This is a genomic window from Streptomyces sp. NPDC056373 (assembly GCF_042262425.1).
In the GTDB taxonomy this organism is placed as follows: Bacteria; Actinomycetota; Actinomycetes; order Streptomycetales; family Streptomycetaceae; genus Streptomyces.
Window position 1 is genome coordinate 242,040 of sequence record NZ_JBHJPX010000009.1, and the last position, 21,720, is coordinate 263,759.

At 72.1% G+C, this 21,720-nt stretch carries 17 protein-coding genes and 1 pseudogene; 6 read left to right on the forward strand and 12 right to left on the reverse strand.

Going from position 1 to position 21,720, the window contains the following annotated elements; translation table 11 throughout:
- Window positions 1–31: 31 nt before the first annotated feature.
- The 4 genes from ACFCXS_RS20880 to ACFCXS_RS20895 form a co-directional block, all read right to left on the reverse strand.
- On the reverse strand, window positions 32–2,944 hold the full coding sequence (locus ACFCXS_RS20880) for an AAA family ATPase (RefSeq protein ID WP_376644837.1): 2,913 nt from the start codon (window positions 2,942–2,944) through the stop codon (window positions 32–34).
- 194 nt (window positions 2,945–3,138) lie between these two features.
- Window positions 3,139–4,143 carry a (-)-alpha-amorphene synthase gene (locus ACFCXS_RS20885; protein ID WP_376644838.1) on the reverse strand — a complete coding sequence of 335 codons (1,005 nt, stop codon included), beginning with the start codon at window positions 4,141–4,143 and terminating at the stop codon, window positions 3,139–3,141.
- Window positions 4,127–5,515: a cytochrome P450 gene (locus ACFCXS_RS20890; protein ID WP_376644839.1), complete on the reverse strand. Its 1,389-nt coding sequence runs from the start codon at window positions 5,513–5,515 to the stop codon at window positions 4,127–4,129. The genes ACFCXS_RS20885 and ACFCXS_RS20890 overlap by 17 nt, the downstream gene beginning before the upstream one ends.
- Before the next feature lie 396 nt (window positions 5,516–5,911).
- A complete protein-coding gene (locus tag ACFCXS_RS20895) occupies window positions 5,912–6,316 on the reverse strand; it encodes a DUF779 domain-containing protein (RefSeq protein ID WP_376644840.1) in 405 nt (134 codons plus the stop codon).
- Window positions 6,317–6,514: 198 nt separating this feature from the next.
- On the opposite strand from ACFCXS_RS20895, the gene ACFCXS_RS20900 reads away from it, so the two are divergent.
- Window positions 6,515–7,438, forward strand: a complete 924-nt coding sequence (locus ACFCXS_RS20900; RefSeq protein ID WP_376644841.1) for a phosphotransferase family protein — start codon at window positions 6,515–6,517, stop codon at window positions 7,436–7,438.
- Between the two features lie 6 nt (window positions 7,439–7,444).
- Here ACFCXS_RS20900 and ACFCXS_RS20905 read toward each other — a convergent pair.
- The 3 genes and pseudogenes from ACFCXS_RS20905 to ACFCXS_RS20915 all read right to left on the reverse strand — a co-directional run.
- Window positions 7,445–7,969, reverse strand: a pseudogene (locus ACFCXS_RS20905) (peptidase S15); the annotation flags it as partial.
- A 317-nt stretch (window positions 7,970–8,286) separates the two neighbouring features.
- On the reverse strand, window positions 8,287–10,683 hold the full coding sequence (locus tag ACFCXS_RS20910) for a SpoIIE family protein phosphatase (RefSeq protein WP_376644842.1): 2,397 nt from the start codon (window positions 10,681–10,683) through the stop codon (window positions 8,287–8,289).
- A 112-nt stretch (window positions 10,684–10,795) separates the two neighbouring features.
- Window positions 10,796–10,948, reverse strand: a complete 153-nt coding sequence (locus ACFCXS_RS20915; RefSeq protein ID WP_376644843.1) for a hypothetical protein — start codon at window positions 10,946–10,948, stop codon at window positions 10,796–10,798.
- A 20-nt stretch (window positions 10,949–10,968) separates the two neighbouring features.
- On the opposite strand from ACFCXS_RS20915, the gene ACFCXS_RS20920 reads away from it, so the two are divergent.
- Window positions 10,969–11,256, forward strand: coding sequence for a sarcosine oxidase subunit gamma family protein (locus ACFCXS_RS20920; protein ID WP_376644844.1), 288 nt, complete (start codon window positions 10,969–10,971; stop codon window positions 11,254–11,256).
- A 64-nt stretch (window positions 11,257–11,320) separates the two neighbouring features.
- On the opposite strand, the gene ACFCXS_RS20925 is transcribed toward ACFCXS_RS20920, so the two are convergent.
- Window positions 11,321–11,947, reverse strand: a complete 627-nt coding sequence (locus ACFCXS_RS20925; RefSeq protein WP_376644845.1) for a LysE family translocator — start codon at window positions 11,945–11,947, stop codon at window positions 11,321–11,323.
- Window positions 11,948–12,058: 111 nt separating this feature from the next.
- Between ACFCXS_RS20925 and ACFCXS_RS20930 the strand changes: the two genes are divergently transcribed.
- Window positions 12,059–12,511 (forward strand): Lrp/AsnC family transcriptional regulator, encoded by a 453-nt coding sequence (locus ACFCXS_RS20930; protein WP_376644846.1) that lies wholly within the window; start codon window positions 12,059–12,061, stop codon window positions 12,509–12,511.
- A gap of 24 nt (window positions 12,512–12,535) precedes the next feature.
- Here the strand turns inward: ACFCXS_RS20930 and ACFCXS_RS20935 are convergent, their stop codons facing one another.
- Window positions 12,536–13,459, reverse strand: coding sequence for a phosphotransferase family protein (locus tag ACFCXS_RS20935; protein ID WP_376644847.1), 924 nt, complete (start codon window positions 13,457–13,459; stop codon window positions 12,536–12,538).
- A gap of 196 nt (window positions 13,460–13,655) precedes the next feature.
- Between ACFCXS_RS20935 and ACFCXS_RS20940 the strand changes: the two genes are divergently transcribed.
- Window positions 13,656–14,492, forward strand: a complete 837-nt coding sequence (locus tag ACFCXS_RS20940; RefSeq protein ID WP_376644848.1) for an alpha/beta fold hydrolase — start codon at window positions 13,656–13,658, stop codon at window positions 14,490–14,492.
- A gap of 114 nt (window positions 14,493–14,606) precedes the next feature.
- Window positions 14,607–15,632, forward strand: a complete 1,026-nt coding sequence (locus ACFCXS_RS20945; RefSeq protein WP_376644849.1) for a helix-turn-helix domain-containing protein — start codon at window positions 14,607–14,609, stop codon at window positions 15,630–15,632.
- A gap of 47 nt (window positions 15,633–15,679) precedes the next feature.
- Here the strand turns inward: ACFCXS_RS20945 and ACFCXS_RS20950 are convergent, their stop codons facing one another.
- Both ACFCXS_RS20950 and ACFCXS_RS20955 read right to left on the reverse strand, forming a co-directional pair.
- Window positions 15,680–17,509 carry a transcriptional regulator gene (locus ACFCXS_RS20950; protein WP_376644850.1) on the reverse strand — a complete coding sequence of 610 codons (1,830 nt, stop codon included), beginning with the start codon at window positions 17,507–17,509 and terminating at the stop codon, window positions 15,680–15,682.
- Entirely contained in the window at window positions 17,413–18,654 is a 1,242-nt protein-coding gene (locus ACFCXS_RS20955; protein WP_376644851.1) for an APC family permease, read from the reverse strand. The genes ACFCXS_RS20950 and ACFCXS_RS20955 overlap by 97 nt, the downstream gene beginning before the upstream one ends.
- Window positions 18,655–18,810: 156 nt before the next feature.
- On the opposite strand from ACFCXS_RS20955, the gene ACFCXS_RS20960 reads away from it, so the two are divergent.
- Entirely contained in the window at window positions 18,811–19,512 is a 702-nt protein-coding gene (locus tag ACFCXS_RS20960; RefSeq protein ID WP_376644852.1) for a TetR/AcrR family transcriptional regulator, read from the forward strand.
- A gap of 11 nt (window positions 19,513–19,523) precedes the next feature.
- Here ACFCXS_RS20960 and ACFCXS_RS20965 read toward each other — a convergent pair whose 3' ends face one another.
- The gene (locus ACFCXS_RS20965; protein ID WP_376644853.1) at window positions 19,524–21,338 is read right to left on the reverse strand and encodes an ABC transporter ATP-binding protein; all 1,815 of its coding nucleotides are present in this window, start codon (window positions 21,336–21,338) and stop codon (window positions 19,524–19,526) included.
- Window positions 21,339–21,720 lie beyond the last annotated feature (382 nt).

Sequence of the window (21,720 nt, forward strand, 5' to 3'; positions counted from 1 at the left end):
CGCGCGACCGCCCGTCCGTGGCAGACGCCTGTCACGGCCGCGGTCGGGGGAACGTCTCCAGCGCCGCGGCCAGGCCCGCCGCGTCCGTGCCGACCTTGCGGTAGACGGACGAGAGCAGCTGCCGCACGCCCTCTTCGGTGAGGTGCAGCTCCTTGGCCACGACCACCGCGGCATGGCCCCGAACCGTCATCTCGGCGGCCTTGCGCTCCTGCGCGGTGAGCGTGTCCGTCTGTGCGTAGCGCAGGGGCAGCGGCCGCAGTCCGGCTGCGGACAGTTCCCTCCTGGCCCGGGTGGCGAGGCCCTCGGCACCGCAGTGCACCGCGACCTCCAGGCCTTGGTAGAGACGGTCGGCGGCCTCGTGCAGACGGCCGTCGCGGGCCAGCGCCGCGCCGTGGCCGACCAGGGCACGGGCCAGTTCGTACGCGGCGGGCGACTGCCGCAGCTGGTCGACGGCCTGCGCGTGCAGATCCAGCCCCGCCGCACCGCCCGTCACCTCCGCCTGCGTGTGGAGCGCCTGGCCGATCGCGGACGCCGCGCCGAAGTCCCGGGCCCGCTTCACCGCGTCCTGGGCGTGGCGCACGGCCCGGTCAGGAGCACTGCGCGACAAGGCTGAGGCCAGTCCCAGCTGCCAGGGGCACCATGCGGGGTTGCGCCATTCCCGGCCCTCCAGCCACTCCCCGACACGGGTCAGCAGGGGAGCGGCCTCGTCGGGCCGCCCCTCCGCCAGGAGCAACTCGGCGTAGACGGTGCGCGGGTCGGGGTAGATGACGGCGTTCGGGATGACGTCGCCGTAGTGGTACGTGTCGGCGAGCCGACGAGCCGCCACGACGCGGCCGCGGGCCAGGAGCGTCTGGATCAGGATGCCGATGGCGAACCACTGGGCGGGCACCGCACCCTCCACCCGGTCGGCGATCCGCAGGCCCTCCCGCACCGCGTTCTCGGCCTCGGCCAGACAGCCGCGGCGGTAACGGATGTACCCGGAGAGCGTCTGGCCCAGGGCCAGGTGGGAACCGCGCCAGCCCTTCGACCCGCACTCGGCCATGCCCTTGGCGAACAGTTCCTCGGCCCGCCGCGGCTGGTCGCAGTACATGAACACGAGCGCGACCGAGACGGGCACCTCGAAGCCATGGTTCTCGTGGGTCCAGCTCAACCCGCCGCGCAGGGCCTCCTCGGCGTAGGCGAGAGCCTTCTGGCGGGGCTCCGCGCACATCATCGCGTCCCAGGCGCGCGACCCGATGATGTAGCGCTCCTCCAGACCGCGCCCCGGCAGACGCTCGGCCAGCCGGGCCAGCTTGCGTGAACGGCCGGACGAGTCGACCTCGTCGGTGCGGAACGCGCTCCACACGAAGTGGTCGGCCTGCATCCGCAGCCGGATCCGAGGATGGGCGGCGGCCCGCTGTGCCTCGTCCGCCGCCACCGTCGCGGCCTCCGCCATCCGGTCCGTGTGGGCCAGCGCCTGGGTCAGCCGGTACACCATGGAGGCACGCAGCTCGGGGTCGATGCCCGGTTCCGCGAGCGCCTCGCGCAGGTGCGTCACGGTCGCCGTGGGTTTGATGAGGAAGGTCGCGCAGGCGAGTTCGTGCAGCAGCGCCGCGCGTTCCTCCGGCGGAGGTGGTTCCTGCAGAGCCCGGTTCAGCAGCCGTCGGGCCGCCTCCGGAGCACCGGAGTGCAGGGCCTCCCGGGCGGCCGCCCGCAGACAGGCCACGGCCTCGGCGTTGGCGTCGCAAGGAACTTCCAGCAGGTGCCGGGCCGCGGCGGCGTGGCCGAGCCCGGCCGCCCGCACGGCCTCCGCAGCCGAGTTGTGCAGCCCCATTCGCAGGCTCGGCCCGATGGAGCGGTAGATCGTGGTGGCGATCAGGGGATGAAGGAATTCCAGGGTCTCTCCGCGCGCCTCGCCATCGGCCAGCACACGGGCGGCGCGCAGCTTCTCCGTGGCCTCTGCCGCCGCCGTGCTGCCGATGGCCGCGATACGGGCCGCCAGTTCCTGTGAGATGGCCTGCCCGAGGACGGCCGCGGCGTAGGCGAAGCGGACGGTGGTGGTGCCCAGCCCCTGAAGTCGCTCGATGAGTCCGGGCCCCTTCACCGCGGCGGCCAGGTCGCGCATCGTGGGCAGGTCCTCGCTGCTGCCCCGCAGTTCGCGCTCGCCGAGCCTGATGGAGAGCTCCACCGCCTCGAAGGGGCTCCCTCCGGTGATCTCCCAGCATTCCTCGCAGAACGCGTCCTCGGCCTGCTCGCCGACCTCGTCCCGGACGATCCTGGCCACGGCCGTGGCACTGAGCGGTGCCAGGGTGAAGGGGCGGTTCCCCAGGTCGGCGGAGGGAGAACCGAACGCCGCTGCCTCGACGGGCAGTTCGTCCGGCCGGTGGGCGAGGACGATCAGCAGTGACAGGTCCACGGCCCGTGGAGCGAACGAGGCCAACCAGGTCAGTGACTCGACGTCCGCCCAGTGCAGATCGTCCAGCAGCAGGACCATGGGCGTCTTTGTCACCGCGAGGCGCGTCATCACCCAGTCGAGACCGTCCCGGACCCCGGTCGGGTCCGGGACGTGGCCGCTCGGCGTGGCGACCAGACCGAGGGCGGCGGCGACGATGTCGTACCAGCCGCCCAGGAAGGTACGGAGTTCGCCCTCGCCCATCGACGCCAGAGCGGGCTGCACCACCTGACGCACCAGGTGGAACGCGAGCTCCTGCTCGTTCTCGCCGCCCCGGCCCGACAGCACGGTGAACCCCTGCGCCCGGGCGCGGGCGCGGGCCTCGGTCAACAGGGCGGTCTTGCCCATCCCGGCCGGGCCGGTGAAGGCGATGAGCCCACCCCGCGGTGCCTGTGGCACGCCGTCGACGGTGTCCCGAAGGCCCGTCAGCGCCGAGTCCAGTGCCCGCAACTCCTTGCGCCGCTCGAGCAACGGCCGGGCCTCGGGTGTGGGTTGCCGCAGCTCATTCTCCATGTGCCGTACCGCTTCCTGTCGTCGGCCATCGGGAGGCAGCGCGAGCGTATGCCGCCCGATGGTCACGGTTGTGGAATCCGGAACGAACACGACGAAGAAGGGTGAATGACCTGCTGTAACTGCGTGAAACGCGGGCCGGGCGGGTAGCGTGGCCCGAATGGGCACCCGTCACGCATCCTGACGACCCGTCCTCTTCACCGCAGACCGGGAGCCGCCGCGTCCGCGTAGCGCGGCACCGTGCGGGACCAGTAGTAGCAGCCACGGATCCAGCCGGCCATGCCTTCCACGTAGCCGACGCCCGAGGGACTCAACTCCGGTTCGATCCCGGCGTAGAGGCTCTCGAACTCGCGGATCGTGCGGTTGATCTGCTGGATGGCCAGGGTGACGGCCACCGGGAGAGGGCACTGATGGGCCCGCTGGTAGGCGAGCGCCAAATTGATCATTTCGCCGGACCGCTGCTCCTTGACCGCGGAGAAGAGGTCCGGGATCCACACCGCGGCGTCGGCCGACAGCCGGCTCAGCTGTCGCACGACCGGGTGGTGGAGTTCCTCGGAGGTCAGCTCGTGCGGCTGCGCGGCCTCGCACAGCGGGTGGAAGGGCTCGACGCCTGCGGTGAGGGACCGTATCGACGTGCACAGCCCGGGCCGCAGGGGAGAGGAGTGAGTCTGGGCCACCGCCTCGTACAGCAGCCCGTGCACGTACTCGCGGCTCTTCCACGCCCAGCGGGCGGCCTGTGCGGGTGTGCACCGTGCGCGGATCTGCCGGTAGAGGTCGGAGAGGGCCGTTCCCAGCGGGGTGCTGGGCGGTGCGCCGTCCCGCAGGATCGCGATGCTCTCGCCCAGCATGGGAAGCAACAGGCCGGGCCGGTGCCGGCCGACCTCTTCGGCCCGGTCGTCGAACACGAACTGGTAGGCGATCTGATGGGCGACGAGCTGCAGCACGCCGGGATCCGCGTCCGGGCTGTTGTAGGAGGCCAGTTCGGCCGGGCGGGTGTTGCGGATCATGACCGAGACGCCTGGATCGTCGCTCAACCCGGTCGCGCGCAGCCATTCGTCGACACCCGCCGTGACCGCCGCCTCGTGCGGGCTGCGCCGGAACGGGAAGGGCATGTAGAGGTGAGCGTCGATCAGCTCCACCAAGGTGGACGCGGGAAGCACGTCCGGCGCGACTGCCGCCCTTTCCTCATGCGTGACGGACACCGTTGTCACCGCCCCTCCGGGTGTTCTTCGTCCCCGATACCGCCGTCACGGTCGCGGACTTGAGGGCGGGGCCGTGCGGCGCGGTGCTGCCCGGTGCGTTCGCCCTCGGCGTGCAGATCATCGTCAGGGACCTCGGCCCGAGCGTCGCTCCGGGGCGCGGTGACGCGACGCGCCCGGCCGGATGCCGCAGCCGCCAGCGTCCGGCGACGGTCGCCAGGGCCACCGTCATCTCGGCCATGGAGAACAGGTCACCGATGCACTTGCGGCTGCCGGCCGCGAAGGGGATCAGCGCCGCGTGCGGGTGTGCGGCAGCCTCGCGCTCCAGCCAGCGCTCGGGCTGGAAGCGGTCGGGTTCGGGGAAGGAAGCGGGATCGTGATGCAGGAGGTAGGGGCTGTACAGGACGGTGCTGCCCGGTGGCAGCCGGAGCCCGGCGAACTCCGTCTCCAGGGTGGTGATGCGGGTGAAGAGCCAGCCGGGCGGGGAGTGGCGCAGCGTCTCCGTGAGGACGGCCCGGGTGTAGACCAGACGCGGCAGATCCTCGGCGTCCGGTGACCGGCCGGCGAGGACGGTGTCGATCTCGGCGTGCAACCGTCGCTCCACCTCCGGGTGCCGGGCCAGGAGGCTGAAGGTGGAGGCCAGACACATCGAAGGGCTCTCGGAACCCGTGAGCAGGAGGGACACCAACTGGTCGTGGACCTCGCGGTCGGTGACCGAAGGCCCGCCGTCCGCGTCCGCTGCGGCGTTCAGCAGGAGCCCCAGCAGATCGTCGCGGGGAGTCCCCCGGCGGCGCTCGTCGACGGCCGTGTCGATGAGTTCGCGTACCCGCTCCACCGCCCGCCGGTAACGGCGGTTGGCGGGTGTGGGGAGACGGAACAGGGCGTCCACCGGTACGACCGTGCGCACGAACAGGCCACGGACGATGACGGCGAGGCAGTGCCGCACCTCCTCGGCCGCAACGGGGCCGAGCGAGTCGGACAGCAGCAGCCTGCTGATCAGCCGGGTCGTCAGACCCAGTGTGACGGCACTGACATCGACCCGCTGCCCGCTGCGCCAGTCTCGGCACATCGACGCTGCCTCCTCGGCCATCACGTCCGTCTGTGCGGCGACGACGGTGGGGCGGAAGGTGGGTTGCAGCAACCGGCGCTGACGCCGGTGCTCGGCATGCGGGCAGGTGACGACGCCGTCACCCATCAGTGCCCGGAGCCTCTCGTACTGCGGTCCGCCCTTGTCGAACGTCCGGGTGTCCCGGAGCATCCGGTGGACCAGTTCCGGGTGACACACCATCCACGCCCGCTGGGGGCCGAGGCGTATCTCGACCAGATCGCCCTGCGCGGGAAGAGAATTCAGAAAATCCAGCGGCCGACGGAACAAGGCGATACCGTGGCCGATGGATGGGAATATGCCTGGAGCAGTACCAGCTGTCCATGCCTGTTCCGATTCGGGAACGCAGCCGTTCATCGAATACCACCTGTTCCAGTCGACCTGGGAAAACGGTGATGTTTCACCGATGCGTTGCTTGCCTCATGTCCTGCCCAGTCCCGGTCGGCCGCCGACTTGACGAACCCTTTCTCCAGGGGGGCGCACGGGTGCACGGGGCAGCGCTGGGTGAATCACTTCCGAAGCACGCCATGCGACAGGCGGTCTGCCTCCGCCACTCGGACTTCCGGGAAGCCCGTACGTCCTTTCCCTCTGCACGGATCCTGCGATGAACGCACCTGCTGGTCCGGCACCAGCGACGCGAAGGGTCCGTAGATCCGGCCCAGGGGGCTAGCCGGTGTGGTCCGCCCCGTTCGGCAAGGGCGGTTCCGATGCGAGGCGGCGCAGCTCCTCGTCGGTGAGGAGACGGGAGCGCAGCAGGAAGCGGACGCCCTCCGGGGCCTCCAGTGAGAAGCCGCTGCCGCGGCCGGGGACCACGTCCACGGTGAGATGGGTGTGCGACCAGTACGTGAACTGGTCGGCGCTCATCCAGAACGGCGTGTCCCCTGCCACGTGCCCCAGCAGGACGTCCGAGGCGCCCACCCGGAACTCGCCCCGCGGATAGCACATCGGGGCGCTGCCGTCGCAGCAGCCGCCCGACTGGTGGAACATCACCGGCCCGTGCGTCCCGGTCAGCCGCCGCAGCAGTTCTCCGGCGGCGGGGGTGAGTTCGACGCGTCCTGTGCGCACGGACATGTGGTCCTCCTTGCGGCGACGGTGGGTCGGGAACCGGTCCTTGTCGCGAGTCCTCCAGTATCCGCCTCCGTGCAGGCAGGGTCCATGAGGCAGGAGGGGAACGACAGCCTGCCGACCGGTGAGGGCCGAGACCGCCGGCGACAGCCTGCCGACCGGTGCGGCGACCCGGCCGAGGGCCGCGCTGGTTGAATACCGGACGTGACCGAAACCGACACACACCAGTCCGACCGTTGGGTCCGGTACTTCGCCCGGCGCGGGTATCCCCGTGCACGGCGGCTCGCCTCCGGCATGGAGGGGACCGTCTACCGGCTCCGGGAGGGGACCGTGGCCAAGGTGTGGGACGGGCGCCCTCCCGAGGACTTCGGCCTCACCCGGCGGCTCTACGCCGACATCGCCGCGCATCCCCTGCCCTTCGGCACTCCGGAGATCCTCGACGTCGAGGAGCACGAAGGGGTGCTCGTCAGCTACGAACGCGAGCTCGGCGGACGCCCGTTGCGATCCGACGGAGACGGCAGCCGGCCCGCCCGTGACCTGCCCCGCCGCGAGACCGACGCCCTGCTCACCGTCCTGCGCGCGCTGGCATCCGTCCCGGGCAGCGAGGCCATGCGGCGCCTGGTGGTCCAGGGTGACGACCGGCCGCTCCGGCAGGGCCACTCCCGCTTCCCCGACGCGCTCGCCGCCCTCGTGGAACGGGCCGTCGGCCGCAACCGCGACGCCCTCGCCGCGCAGGTGCCCGGACTCGCGGACGTCGTGGCCCGCACGGTCGCCGGGCTGCGGGCGCTGCCCGGCCGGCCCGACAGCGTGATCCACGGCGACCTGGTGCCGCCCAACATCCACATGGACGAGGCCGGACGCCCGGTCGCCGTCCTCGACTTCGGTTTCTGCACCACCGCCGGCGACCCCGCCTTCGAGGCCGCGGTCACGGCCGCCGTCTGGGACATGTACGGACCCGACGCGGCCCACCACACCGCCGAGCTGACCCGTCTCTTCGCCCGCGAACTGGGCCACGCCGAAGCGGACCTGGTCCTCTACCGGAAGGCCTACGCCCTCATCACCTACGACCTCTTCGGCAAGGGGCCGCACGACGGGCACTTCCGCTGGTGCGCCGCCCAGCTGCGCTGACACCGGCTACAGCAGATCGCGGGGGACCTTCTCGTTCCAGGTGCGGGAGAAGACCCGGCGGTCGGACTCGTGGGCGTCGAGGGTCGCGTCGACGAAGAAGTCCGACTCGTCGCACGTGAGCCGGGTGTGGGTGACCACCCGTGCGTCCCAGTCCTCCCGCGCGAACCGCATGGTCCACGTGGTCTCGCCGCCGACCGAGGTGAAGTCGTCGGCGACCGCCGTGCAGCGCTCGTGGGCGCGGCGGCCGGACTCCAGGCCGATGTCCTCGAAGCGGACCGTGCCCTGGTCCTTCACGATGTCCAGCTCGGAGTGGTAGCCGACCAGGTCCCGCTTGACCTCCCAGCGCTGCTCCCGCGGCGTCACCTGAGTCGTGGCCGACGGGACGGTGCCCTCGGGTTCGCCGAAGGGCGACGACGGCACCTCGTCGGGTTCCTCCACCGGCCGTACCGGCAGAGTGAGCGTGCTGGAGTGTTCGTGGACGCTGAGCAGGGCCGGCTTCGGTGCCGGCCAGGCCAGCGGCCAGTAGGACGTTTCCGACGGCGAACGGCCCGAAGGCCTGCTTGCAAGATCGTCGGAGTACCCGTCGTGCCTCCCGGCATTCCGCTCCGGGCACCGCGCCCGTTCCGGACGACAAGGGACATGCCCGCCGCCGTACCGGGAACGCGGGGGCGGGCACGACACGGTGACCGAGCCGAGCCGCGCCATGGACGACGCCGTCCGCTGCTGCCCGGCGTCCTCACCGGCCCGGAGTCCCGCCGAGCGGCCGTCGAACGGTCGCCGACTCCAGCCGCACCGTCGGCGAGGTCGTCACGGCGACCGGCGGCGTCGTCGGCACGCGGTAGCCCCGCTCACGCCCCGGCGGGCAGGGGCTGTTCCGCCCAGATGGTCTTGCCCGTGGCCGTCTGGCGGCTGCCCCACCGCTCGGCGAGCTGGGCGACGAGCAGCAGCCCCCGCCCGCCCTCGTCGAAGACCCGGGCCCGGCGCAGATGCGGCGCGGTGCTGCTGCCGTCCGACACCTCGCAGATCAGGGTCGCGTCGCGGATCAGCCGCAGCTCGATGGGGGCGCCGCCGTACCGCAGCGCGTTGGTGACCAGCTCGCTGACGATCAGTTCGGTGGCGAACTCCGCCTCGGTGAGCCCCCATTCGGCCAGCTGCTCACCCGCCATCTTGCGTGCCCGGGCCACGGCCGCGGGGTCCGGTGGCAGCTGCCAGGTGCGGACCTTCCCGGCGTCGAGCACGGTGGTCCGTGCCAGCATCAGCACCACGTCGTCGGTGGGCCGCCCGGTCAGCAGCGTGCGCAGCACCTGCTCGCAGGTGTCCTCCAACGCGCCCACGGGGCTGCTCAGTGCCTGGCGCAGCAGGGCGGTGCCGACGTCGATGTCGTGCCCGGGCGCCTCCAGCAGACCGTCGGTGTAGAGGGCGAGCAGGCTGTTCTCCTCCAGGTGGATCTCGGACGCCTCGAACGGCAGACCGCCCAGGCCCAGCGGCGGCCCGGCCGGCAGGTCCAGGAACCGTACGCCGCCGTCGGGCGTGACCAGCGCGGGCGGCGGATGCCCGGCGCGGGCCATGGTGCAGCGCCGGGACACCGGGTCGTACACCGCGTACAGGCAGGTGGCGCCGACCTGCCCCGGGGTCTCCTCCGCCCCGCGCGCCTCGGGGCCCTCCTCCCGGTCGAGCCGTATGACGAGGTCGTCCAGCTGGGTGAGCAGCTCGTCGGGGGCGAGGTCGACATCGGCGAGGGTGCGTACCGCGGTTCGCAGGCGGCCCATCGTGGCCGACGCGTGGATGCCGTGGCCGACCACGTCGCCCACCACCAGGGCCACGCGGGTGCCGGACAGCGGGATCACATCGAACCAGTCACCTCCGATGTCCGCGCCGGACCCGGTCGGCAGATAGCGGTAGGCGATGTCCATCGCGGCCAGTTCCGGAACCCGCTCGGGCAGCAGACTGCGCTGGAGCGCCAGCGCCGTGCGGCGCTCCCGAGTGAAGCGGCGGGCGTTGTCCACGCTCACCGCTGCCCGGGCGACGATGTCCTCCGCGAGCAGCAGGTCGTCCTCGCTGAACGCGTCGGGCGTCCGGTGCCGCAGGAAGTGCACCATGCCGAGGATCACGCCCCGGGCGCGCAGCGGCACCATCATCACCGAGTGGATCAGGTGCCTGGCCATGGTCTCGGCCCGGGCGGGGGAGGCCTCGAGCCACTCCAGGAGATCCGGGTCCCCCGGCCGGTGGCGGACGCCCCGCTCGGCGGCCAGGGTCCGCAGCGGGAGCGTCCCCACCGGGTAGCGGATCGCGCCGCCCGGCGCCACCACCGACTCCGGGCAGCCGTCCAGCACCGACCGCTGCGCGCTGCGCCGCAGCATGACCGGCGTGTCCCGCGGCAGCGGCCCCGGCTCGTCACCCCGGGCCACGGACTCCAGCAGATCCACGGTGACGAAGTCGGCGAACCCCGCGGTGACGGCCACCTCCGCCATCTCCTCGGCCGTCCGGGTCACGTCCAGGGTGCTCCCGATCCGCAGACTCGCTTCGTTGATCACCGCCAGCCGCCGTCGGGCCCAGGACTGTTCCGTCGTGTCGAAGACGGTGGCCGACACGCCCTGGACCGTGCCGGTCTCGTCCTTGAGCGGCGACAGGAACATGGACCACGCGTGCGGCCGGATCTCGCCCGGAGCCTTGCCGTGCTCCTCGTGGAAGATCATCTCGCCGGTGCGCAGCACCTCCCGCTGAAGACGGTCGTAGGTGTCGAAGGGCGGGTTCGGTTCGATCTCCCACAGGGTCCGGCCCTTCATCTCCTCCTCGGACCTGCCCATCACCTCCGTCATGATGTCGTTGGCGCCGACCAGCCGGGCATCCCGGTCGTAGACCGCCACCGGCACGGGGAGCTGGGCGAGGGTGAGGTCCCACAGGGGCAGGGGCCTGCGCGCGGCCCGCGGGTACGCCGGCAGGGTGCCGGTCACGAGCCAGAGCCGCCGGCCCTCCGCGTCCCGCAACGGCGTCCCCCGCAGCCGGACCACGACCCGGTCGCCGTCCCGGTGCCGCAGCGCCACCTCGCCGGACCACGGCCGGCCCTCGGAAACGTGCTGCCGCGTGGAAGCGGGGAGGTCGGTGGTGAGCAGGTCGGTGACGGGACGGCCCACGAGTTCGGCGGGTTCGTGTCCGAGCAGGCGGCGGGCACCGTCGCTCCACACCATGATCACCCCGCCGGCGTCGACGACGACCGCCAAGTCCTCCGGTACGCGTCCCTGCACGGTGCCTCCGGGTGTACCGCACCTGCCTACTCGGTCCCTGCACCCGATTGTCCCGCTACCGGCCCGCTGAGGCTCGTCTGCCGAAAGGCGCCACCGTGACCAGCGCGTACGCTCAGATCGCCGCGCGGATCGCCTGCTCGAACCCCTCGACGTGGCCCCGGGCGAGGCGCGCCGCCCTCTCCGGCTCGCCCCCGACGATCGCCTCGATCAGCGGCCCGTGCTCCTCGACGTGGCCCTGTCCGGCAGGCGGTCGAGAAACAGGCACCAGATGCGGGTGGCGAGATTGTGGCCGCCGCAGTGCGGGAGGCACTGGGGCGGGATCCCGGGTCGGTCGTGGACGTCTCCGCGAACCGCACGACGCTGGAGCTGAGCGGACCGTCCGCCCGGCAGGTGCTGGAGAAGGCCTGCCCGCTGGACCTGCATCCCCGGTTCTTCGGCCCGGGCCGCGCGGTGTCTACCACGGTGGGTCCCGTCGCCGTCCTGCTCTGGCAGACCGGCGAGGCGCCGGCCTATCGCCTGCTCCGCGCTCCTCGTTCGCCGGCTACCCGGGGCGCTGGCTCGTCGACGCGATGAGCGAGTTCGGCGGACCGGAGGTGCCGTGAACTCGCCCTCCCCGGGCCGGGGGTCCCGCGGCCCCTCAGCCCGCCAGGCGTTCCACCAGCAGGAAACCGCCGATGGCGATCATCATCACGCCGGACACCCGGGTCACCGCCCGGGCCGCGGCGGGCCTGGTCTTCAGGACGGTGCGGGCGAGGACTCCGACGGTGAGGTAGACGACGGCACAGACAGTCATGTGCAGCGAGCCGAGCAGACCGGTCTGGCCCGCGACCGGCCAGGCACCCGCGGGGTTGATGAACTGCGGGAACAGGGAGAAGTAGAGCAGCAGCGCCTTGGGGTTGAGGCCGCTGATCCCGATCCCCCGGAGCAGGACCCGCGCGCGGGAGGCCCCCTCGGCGGCCGGTTCCACCGCGCCGGCCGTCAGGACCGCCGGCTGCCGCAGCACCCCCCAGCCGAGCCACACCAGGTAGCCGGCCCCGGCCACGGTCAGCGCGGTCAGCAGCGTCCCCGAGCTCGCCACGATCACCACCAGCCCTGCCACGGCGAGCAGTGTGTAGCCCGCGTATCCGGCGACCAGTCCGGCGACGGCCGGCACGACCGACCGGTCCCGCAGACCGGCGGTGATCGCGTAGGCCCAGTCCGCGCCGGGGGTGAATACCAGCAGGAGATCAACTGCCAGGAAGGCCGCCAGCGTCGTCGTGTCCATCGTTCGTTCCCTCTCACGTGCCGTGGTGCGAGAGGAAGGCTAGGCCGGTTCTGCCCGGAAGTGTTCCTTTCTTTTCTCCTTGATCGCGGGTACTGGGGCAGAATCTTCTCCATGGATGCCATGGACCGGAAAATTCTTACCGAGCTGCAGCTGGACGGCCGTCTCACGGTCACCGAGCTGGCGGCGCGCGTGCGACTGAGCGTCTCGCCCTGCCACCGCAGGCTGCGCGACCTCGAACGCGACGGTGCGATCCGCGGCTATCGCGCGGTGGTGGACCCGGCCGCCCTGGGCCTGAACTTCGAAGCCCTCGTCTTCGTCACCATGCGCCTGGAGGACGCCGACACGGTCTCCGCGTTCGAAGAGGCGGTCGCCGCCGTCCCGCACGTGCTCCAGGCCCAGCGCCTGTTCGGCGACCCCGACTACCTCCTGCGCGTCGCCGCCACCGACCTGACCGCCTTCCAGCAGCTCTACGACCAGCAGCTCGCCCGGCTCCCGGGCGTTCAGCGCCTCAACTCCACCCTCGTCATGAAGCACATCGTCGACGACCGGCCGCTGCCCGGATGACGGAACGCCTGCGGGGCGCCCCGCTCAGCCGCCCAGCCCTGCGGCGAACGGCGTCGACCGCCACTGCTCGACGGCCGGCTCGAGTGCGTCGACCAGCAGGGGCAACTGCGGCGCGAGCGCGAGGCAGGCCACCGCGCGGGCCGTGCCCACCGCGTTGACGACCCGCAGGACGTCCCTGTCCAGCGGCCGCAGACCGAGGCGCTCGGCGGCTGTGTCGTACGCCGCCTCGCACTCGGGGCCGAAGGCCGACAGGTCCCACTCGACCGGTCCGAGCGTGGTCAGTTCGAAATCGGAGTACAGCGCGCCGCCCGGGCCGGACACGATGTTGGCGGCCGGGGCGTCACCGTGGATCGGCTGGAAGCCGATCCCGGGGAACATCGCCTCGAACCCCGCGCGTGAAGCGACCACCGGCTCCAGCACCTCCCACTCGCGCCGGGCGCGGTCGAGATCCGCCGGCTCCAGAAGATCAGGGCGCCCCTCCAGCGCGGCGAGGCCGTCGGTGACGAACCGCGGTTCGGCCGCCGTGAGAAAGGGCAGTTCGCCCGGGTAGGCGCGCAGCGCGGCATGCAGGTCGGCGACCAGCCCGGCGTGCTGCACGTAGTCGGGCTCGGAGCTCTGGTCCAGCTCGACGAACTGCCAGAACGTCATCGAGAACCCGTCGCGCAGCACGGGCTCCCGCGGCACGAGCGGACTCGGCGGGATCACCGGCTGCCCCTGATCCGCGAGCCACCCCACCACGGCCAGCTCCTGCCGCTGCCGCGCGGCCTGGGAGTCGGCGTCGGAGTACGACGGCAGGACGGTCGGCACCCTGACCACCACCGGTGACGGAGCCAGATGCACCACGACGGAGAACACGTCGTAGATGACCCTCGCCTCACCCACGTCGAGCCCCAGATCTCTGCCCGCACCGACGGCGGCGGCGAGGGCACGGGACGTCCGGGCAGACATCTGACCAGGTGTCATAAACCCTTCCATGGCGCCGATGGTGTCACGCCCGGCGCGGAAGGGCACCCGGTTACGGTTCACGGCCCGAGTGTGCGCGTCAGATCAAACACCGGTGCGCTGCAGGGCAATTGGAGCGTCCGCGCCCGGCCTAGCGTGGCCGTGTCCCTTGCACCAGCCGCTCGAAACGAGGAAGCAGCACATGCCGTACATCACCGTGGGCCAGGAGAACTCCACCGCCATCGACCTGTACTACGAGGACCACGGTTCCGGTCAGCCGGTCGTCCTCATCCACGGTTTTCCGCTGGACGGGCACTCCTGGGAGCGGCAGAGCGCCGTCCTGCTCGACGCCGGCTACCGCGTGATCACCTACGACCGGCGCGGTTTCGGGCAGTCCTCCCAGCCGACCACCGGCTACGACTACGACACCTTCGCGGCCGACCTCAACACCGTGATGGAGACCCTCGACCTGCAGGGCGCCGTCCTCGCCGGCTTCTCCATGGGCACCGGCGAGGTCGCCCGGTACGTGTCCCGCTACGGCACGGACCGCGTCGCCAAGGTCGCCTTCCTCGCCTCCCTGGAGCCCTGCCTGCTCAAGTCCGACGACAACCCCGACGGCGTCGCTCCGAAGGAGTTCTTCGACGGGGTCGTCGCCGCGGTGAAGGCCGACCGCTACGCCTACTACACCGACTTCTACAAGGACTTCTACAACCTCGACGAGAACCTCGGCACGCGGATCAGCGAGGAGGCCGTCCGCCACAGCTGGGACGTCGCCGCGGGCGGCGGCTTCTTCGCCGCGGCCGCCGCGCCCGCGACCTGGTACACCGACTTCCGCGGCGACATCCCCGCGATCGACGTGCCGGCCCTGATCCTGCACGGCACCGGTGACCGCATCCTGCCCGTCGAGGGGACCGCGCGCCCGTTCCACAAGGCCCTTCCGGACGCGGACTACGTGGAGATCGAGGGCGCACCGCACGGTCTGCTCTGGACGCACGCACAGGAGGTCAACTCGGCGCTGCTCGCCTTCCTGGCCAAGTGACCGGATTCTTCCTCCGATTCTTCCTGGACCGCCCCGGGGCGGCGTGGTGACATCGTCAAGGCCGGCAGCGGATCCCGCCTGCCGGCCTTCGATGTCGTCCAGGGGGGAATCCGGGTGTCCGTCGTCCTGTCCACCGCGTCACTGCCGGCGGCCGACCGTGGGGAGCGCTGGCACCACGCGGTGTCCCGGACCTTCATCCCGCTCGACGTGCGGCTCCTCGAGGACGATCCCTCGCCCGGCAGCATCGTCAGCCACCGGCTGGGTTCCTTAGGGGTCTCGCAGGTGCAGGCGGGCCCGCAGGTCGTGACCCGCAGCAGGCGGCTGATCGCCCAGGACGGCAAGGAGTTCCTCATCCTCACCCTGCAGCGGCGGGGCGGCGCCCTCAAGGAGCAGGACGGGCGGGAGGCCCGCATCGGGCCGGGCGACTTCTCCCTCTCCGACTCCTCCCGGATGTTCCGGAAGAAGGTGCAGGACGCGTTCCGTTTCACCTCGTTCCACTTCCCCCGGGAGGATCTCCGGGTGCGTGACGAGGATCTGCGGGCGCTGACCGCCACGGCGTTCTCCGCCCGGGAGGGCAGCGCCGCCCTGGTGGGCAGCTATTTCGCGCGGCTGGCACGCGAAGCGGCGCGTCTCGACCCCTTCGCCGGCCGCCAGTTCGCAGCCACGGCCCTCGACCTGCTGGCGCTGCTGATCAACGAGCGCAGTGGCCGCTTCACCCCCCAGGCGCCGGAGACCGCCGCGGCCACCCTCGTGCGCGTCAAGGACCACATCTCGCGCCACCTCGCCGACCCCGGCCTGGCACCGCCCCAGATCGCCGCGGCGCACTTCATGTCGGTCCGCTATCTGCACAAGCTGTTCGAGTCGGAGGGCGTGACGGTGGGGGAGTGGATCCGGACGCAGCGGCTGGAGCGGTGCCGTCGCGATCTCCTGCGGTCCCCGGCCCAGGGGACCGCGGTCGCGGCCGTCGCCAGGCGCTGGGGTTTCACGAGCCCCAGCCACTTCAGCCGCGCCTTCCGCGCGGCCTACGGGACGACGCCCCGCGAGTGGCGGCTCCACGGCTTGTCCGGCTCAGGAGATGGTGACGAGGGGCCGGACGCGGGGAAGCGGGAACGTCCTTGCAGACCGGTCCGGCGCCCATGACTTCGCCCGGGTCCGCCTCCACGAGGGGCCGCGGTGGCTGAGGCCCGTCACTGCGTGAACCGGGTGAGCGGCGCGGGCCGGCCCGCGGCCAGTGCGGCCAGCCCCGCGAACGCCTCGTCCCGCACGTCCGCGGGAGCGTCGCCCTCCATCGCGAGCACGGCACGGTACTCGGCGGCGGCTTCCTCCCGCTCACCGAGACGGGCCAGCGCGTGAGCCAGATGCAGGTGGACCTTGCCGGCCTGCTTGTGCCATCCGCGGGAGTCGAACTGTCCGCGGATCGCCCGCAGCGCCTCGACGGCCTCCTTCCACCGCTCCTCGTCGAGATGGACGAAGGACACCGCGTAGAGGGCCGTCAGGACGGTGAACTCCCTCACGTTGGGCGGAATCCGGTCCCGGTGGCGGGGATCCGCCAGCGTGTCCATGATGCCGGCGCAGGTCTCCACGGCCGCCCCCGCGCGTCCCGCGCCACGCAGCACCCGGATCATCCCGCAGGAGACCTGGAGGTAGCCGTTGACGTCGTCCGCGGCCGAGAACAGTTCCGCGGCGCGCAGATAGTGGTCGGCCGCGAGCGACAGATCGTCGGCGGCGTCCCACAGCCAGCCGAGATAGGCGTGGGCCCACGCGTGCTGGCGGACGTCCCCGGCCGCCCGGGCGAGACGCAACGCGCTCGTGGCCGCCTCCACCGCCTCCTCGTGCCGGCGTGCGCAGGCCCAGTAGGCCCAGGCGAGGTAGTTGCGGTGGGTCGCCTCCAGCGCGGCGTCCCCGAGGGCCGCCCCGGCCGTGGCGGCCCGCTCGTAGACCTCGACCCAGTGCCCCCAGGACACCCAGTGGTCGGAGAACCAGTGCATGGCCTCCGCGACCTCGACCACCCGCGCGTGCTCGCCGTGCGCCGCGGCCTCGCGGTACGCGGCCAGCCAGGAGTCCCCCTCGGCCCTGATCCAGCGCGCCGCCTGCTCACGGTCCTCCAGGGCGACCAGCCGGCCGGGATCCGCGGGCGGCATCCCGTAGTCCGGCTCGTACCAGCGGCCGGCGAGGACGGCCGTGTCCAGCAGCCAGTGCCGCAGCCGGGACCGCGCCGCGAGCGACCTCTCCTGCCCGTCCTCCGAGCGGCGACGGGCGGCCGCGTACAGGCGCAGCAGGTCGTGCAGGCGGTAACGGCCCTGACGGGACGTCATGAGCAGTCCGGCCTCCAGGAGTTCCTCCAGGAGATCCTCGGTGTCGGGCAGCGGCACGCCCGCGAGCACGGCGGCCGGGGCGGGGCTGAAGTCACCGGCCGGCAGCAGCGACAGCAACCGGAACATCCGGGCGGCCTCGGGGGCGAGACGGGAGCAGGACAACGCGAAGGCGGAGTTGACCTTCAGGTCGCCCGCGCTGAGCGCGTCGAGCCTGCGGTCCTCGTCCGCGAGCCGGCCGGCGAGCCGCTCGAGGCTCCAGTCGGTGCGCGTGGCGGCCCAGTTCGCGGCCACCCGCAGCGCCAGCGGCAGATGCCCGCACAGCTCGGTCACGACGTCCACGGCCCCCGGCTCGGCGTCCACCCGTCCGGCACCCACGACGGCACGCAGCAGGGCGGCGGACTCCCGCCGGCTCAGCGCCCCGAGCGTGACCCGTCGTACGCCCTCCAGTCCGGCGAGCGCGCGTCGGCTCGTCACCACCACGAGCAGCCGCCCCGCACGTGGCAGCAGCGGTCTGACCTGCGCCTCACTGCCCGCGTTGTCCAGGACCAGGACCGCGCGGAGCCCTGCGGCGACATGGTGGAAGCGGGCCAGACGCTCATCGGCGGTCAGCCGGGCCAGCTCGGCGTCCTCCACACCCCACGAGCCCAGCAGCCCGGCCACGGCCTGCTCCGCGGACAGCGGCCGCTCGTCCAGTCCCCGCATGTCCACCAGGAACGCCCCGTCGGGACAGGGAGACGACGGCTCCTCGGCCAGCCGGACCGCCAGCGAGGTCTTGCCACCGCGGCGACGGACATCACGACGGCCGTTCCCGCGGCGGGTGTGCCCCAGCGCGGGTGGACCCGGGTCCACAGCGGGCCCATGGTGCGGTCGCGGCCCATGGCGAGCAGGCCGCGCGCGGTGGGGATCAGCGTGGCCTGCACGGAGGCGACGGCGGAGAACATCAGGGCGACCAGGGGCAGCGTCGCCCACGGCTCGGCCGCCAGCTTCTCCCCGAGGTAGGGCAGGGCCTGCGGGCCGTTGCGGACGAGCTCGGCCAGGCTCATCTCCCGCTGGAAGGCGACCGAGGCGAAGAGGAACAGGCCGAGCATCGCGAACAGGGCGATGAGTCCGCCGCGGGCCGAATCGCCCGGGTCCCTGGTCTCCTCGTTGACACTGAACGCCGCGTCCCAGCCCCAGAAGAAGAACACCGCCAGGACCATGCCCTGGGCGAAGTGGGTGCCGCTGGAGATCTCGAACGGGTTGAACCAGGACAGCGACACCGCGTGGTCGCCGGTGATCAGGGCCCAGCCGCAGAAGCCGAGCAGCACCGCGTACTCGAACACCAGCAGGGCGAACTGGAACCGGGTCGCGCCCCGGACTCCGGTGACGGCCAGGACGGTGAGGGCGAGCAGGATCACCAGCCCGACCGCCGTGCAGACGCCCGTGGACGTCGGGTCGAGGGCGATGCCGGCCAGACTGCGCAGACCGGCCTTGTTGGCGAAGGCCAGCACGACCGAGCCCATGATGGCGCTGGTGTAGGCGCAGAAGATGACCGAGCCGACCAGCGTGACCCAGCCGGTCAGGAAGCCGGGCCAGGGGCCGAGGGATCTGCCGACCCAGGTGTAGCCGTTGCCGCAGTTGGGTTCGGAGCGGTTGAGCCGGGCGTAGGCGAGGGCGATGCCCAGCACCGGCAGGAAGGCCAGCAGCAGGAGTGCGGGGGCCTGCAGGCCCACGATCGTGGCGATCGTGCCCATGCCGATGGCGATGCTGGTGGTGGCCGCGGTGCTGGACGCGGCGATGGCGACGCCGTCGACCACGCCGAGGGAACGGCGCAGCGCGGGGCGGGACGAGGGCGGTGCGGACGACATGAAGGGCTCCTCGGGGGACGGAGTGGGAAGAGCCGCGCGGGAATGTGATGGAACAGCCGAGGGCCGCATTGGGTCAACCCTGTTGACGTAAGGCGGCGGGGGCCGTTCACTGCGTACGCGAGGAACCGCCGGCGCACGCGGAGAGGAGTCCACGTCATGACCACCCGTGTCCCGCGGGAACGAAGACGGCGCAGACCCACCCGTTCGGGAGTCCTGCTGTCGGAGGACCTGATCGTGCAGACCGCGTTGCGGCTCATCGGCGAGCACGGACCCGAGGCGCTGAGCGTGCGCCGGCTCGGCGCGGCCCTGGGCTGCGACCCGACCGCGCTGTACCGGTACTTCCACGGCACGGACGACCTGGTGCTCGCCATCGCCGACCGGATCATCGGCGACGCCATGGCCGGCTTCGTCCCGGGGGACGACTGGGTGGCCTCGCTGCGCGAGATGGCCCTCAGGGTCCGTGCGGGATACCTCGCCCATCCGCGGGCGGCCGCCATGGCGGCCCACCGCGTGACCCGGCGCCGGAACGAGATCCGTGCCGTCGAGACCGGGATCGGCCTGCTGCTCACCGCAGGCTTCCCGCCGGCCGACGCCGCACGGCTCTACCTGGCCTTCATCGACACCGTGCTCAGCCACGCCGCCACGGAGGCGGCCTTCCACGCGCTCGCCCCGCACCGGCGCGAGGCCGACCACCGGGCGTGGCGCGACGTCTACCAGGGCCTCGATCCGGCGACGTACCCGTCCCTGACCGCGGTACGCCCGGAGCTGCCCGCCATGGCGGACAGCTCCTTCGAGCAGGCGGTGGACCTCCTGCTGGAGGCCCTGGCGGCACGGGCACGGGCTCTCGGACGCCAGTGAGCCGAGCGGCGCTATGGCGCCTCGGCCCGCCCGGAGGTGTCGTCGAGGAACCCGCCCGACTGGTGCTGCCACAGCTTCGCGTAGGCACCGTCGATCGCGAGCAACTCCTGGTGGGTGCCCTGTTCGACGATCCGGCCGCGGTCGAGGACGACGAGCTGGTCCATGCCGGCGACCGTGCTCAGCCGGTGCGCCACCACCAGGGCGGTACGCCCGTCCATGAGCCGCCACAGCGCCTCCTGGACCAGCAGTTCGCTCTCGGAGTCCAGGGCGCTGGTCGCCTCGTCGAGCAGCAGGATCGGCGCGTCCCGCAGGATCGCCCGCGCGAGAGCGACCCGCTGGCGCTGCCCGCCGGACAGCTTGACGCCCCGCTCGCCCACCATGGTGTCGAAGCCGTCGGGCAACGCGTCGGCGAACTCCGTGACATGGGCCGCCTCGGCCGCCCGGAGGATCTCGGCGTCGGTGGCGTCCGGCCGGGCGAAGGCGATGTTGTCCCGCAGGCTGCGGTGGAACATCGCCGGGTCCTGCGGCACGTAGGCGATCCGCCCGCGCAGATCGGCCTGGCGCACCCGGCTGATGTCCTGGCCGCCGACCAGGATGCGGCCGCCGTCGATGTCGGTCATCCGCAGCAGCAGCCGGGTGAGCGAGGTCTTTCCGCCGCCGGACCGGCCCACGAGGCCGATCTTCGACCCGCTCGGCACGGCCAGGTCGAGTCCCTCGAACAGCGGCCGGGCGCCCCGGTGGGCGAATGTCACCTTCTCGAAGCGGACGTCGGCGGCCCGGGACCGCAGCGGCTCCGGGTCCGGCGGGTCGAGCACGGTCGGCGGCGTCAGCAGCAGCTCGGTGAACTGCGCGGCCTCCGTCATGGAGCCCTCCAGCCGGCGGTATATCTGGTTGAACTCGAACATGATCCGCGTCGCGTTGTTGTAGTAGGCGAAGGCGACCACGACCGCCTCCACCCCGTGCGTGCCGCCGCACAGCGTCACCGCCAGGAGCAGGCCCATCGCGTTGGTCAGCACGGACATCGGCGCGACCACCGTGTCGATGCGCAGGTTGCCGTAGTCCCAGGACCGCATGGTGAGCCGGCGGGACGTCGCGACCCGGGAGCGGTGCTCGGCGGCCTCGCGCCGCTCCGCGGCGAACGCCCGCACCGTGTCCATGTTCATCAGGCTGTCGGCGACATGACCCGACACCCGGGCGATCGCCTCCTCACGCTGGTCCACGAGCGCCTGCCGGCGCCGGACGAGCGGCACGACGAACACCGCCGTCAGTGCGATCATCACCAGCAGACCGACGACGAGCAGCGGTTCGTAGCGCCACAGCACCACCGCCCCGAACGCGAGCGGGACGAAGCTCCCCACGACCTGGAAGGTCAGCGTGTCGACGAACTGCTCGAACCGGGAGGCGAAGCTGAGGACCCGTTTGGTCAGTGAACCGGCGAAGTTGTCGTGGAAGAACGCGGCGTCCTTGGCGAACAGTTCGTCCATCCCGATCACGTACAGGTGCTCGATGCCCAGGGCGTCGAGACGGGTGAGGCAGTGCAGGGCGACCCGCCACAGTGCCTCGGCGAGCAGCAGGACAGCGGCGAAGCCGAGCACGTACGGCAGGGTCGAGCCGACCGTGACGTCCTTGTTCCCGGCGATGTCCGCGACGAGCTTGGCGATGATCAGCGGCGCGACGTAGTTGATTCCGGTGTTGCCCAGCGCCGAGAGCAGCATCGTGGGTGCCGTCCACCGGCGCAGCCGGGACAACTCCCGCCCGTAGTAGCGAAGTGCGAGAAGCACCGAGCGCTTGCCCGGTAATACCCTGTGTGTTTCCGGCGTTTCCATCCCACCCCTGTGTCGTTCTGTGGCCGCCCGCCACGCCGCGCGTGCGGGCAGGGGCCATCGCCGCAACGGATGTGTGAGGTTTCGGGTCGAGTCCGGAAGTGTCCCGCGATGCTTGCCGCGGCGTCCAAGCGTTTTCCGGCCGGGGGGTGGTGTGCGGGGAGCGCCATGGGGCACGGCGGGCGGATTCGGGGCGGGGCGGTGGCGTGCGCCGCTGAGCGGTCCCTCAGGTGGGGCCGGCGTGCGCGCGGGGGAGTCGGGCCTCAGCGGTCGAGTGACCGGCAGTGTACGGGCGGAGGTGGTCAGTCCCGGATCGCGCCGGCGATGAGCGCCTCGAGCTGAGCGGCCGTGCGGTCCAGGGGCTGCGTACTGCGCTTGGCGCGGC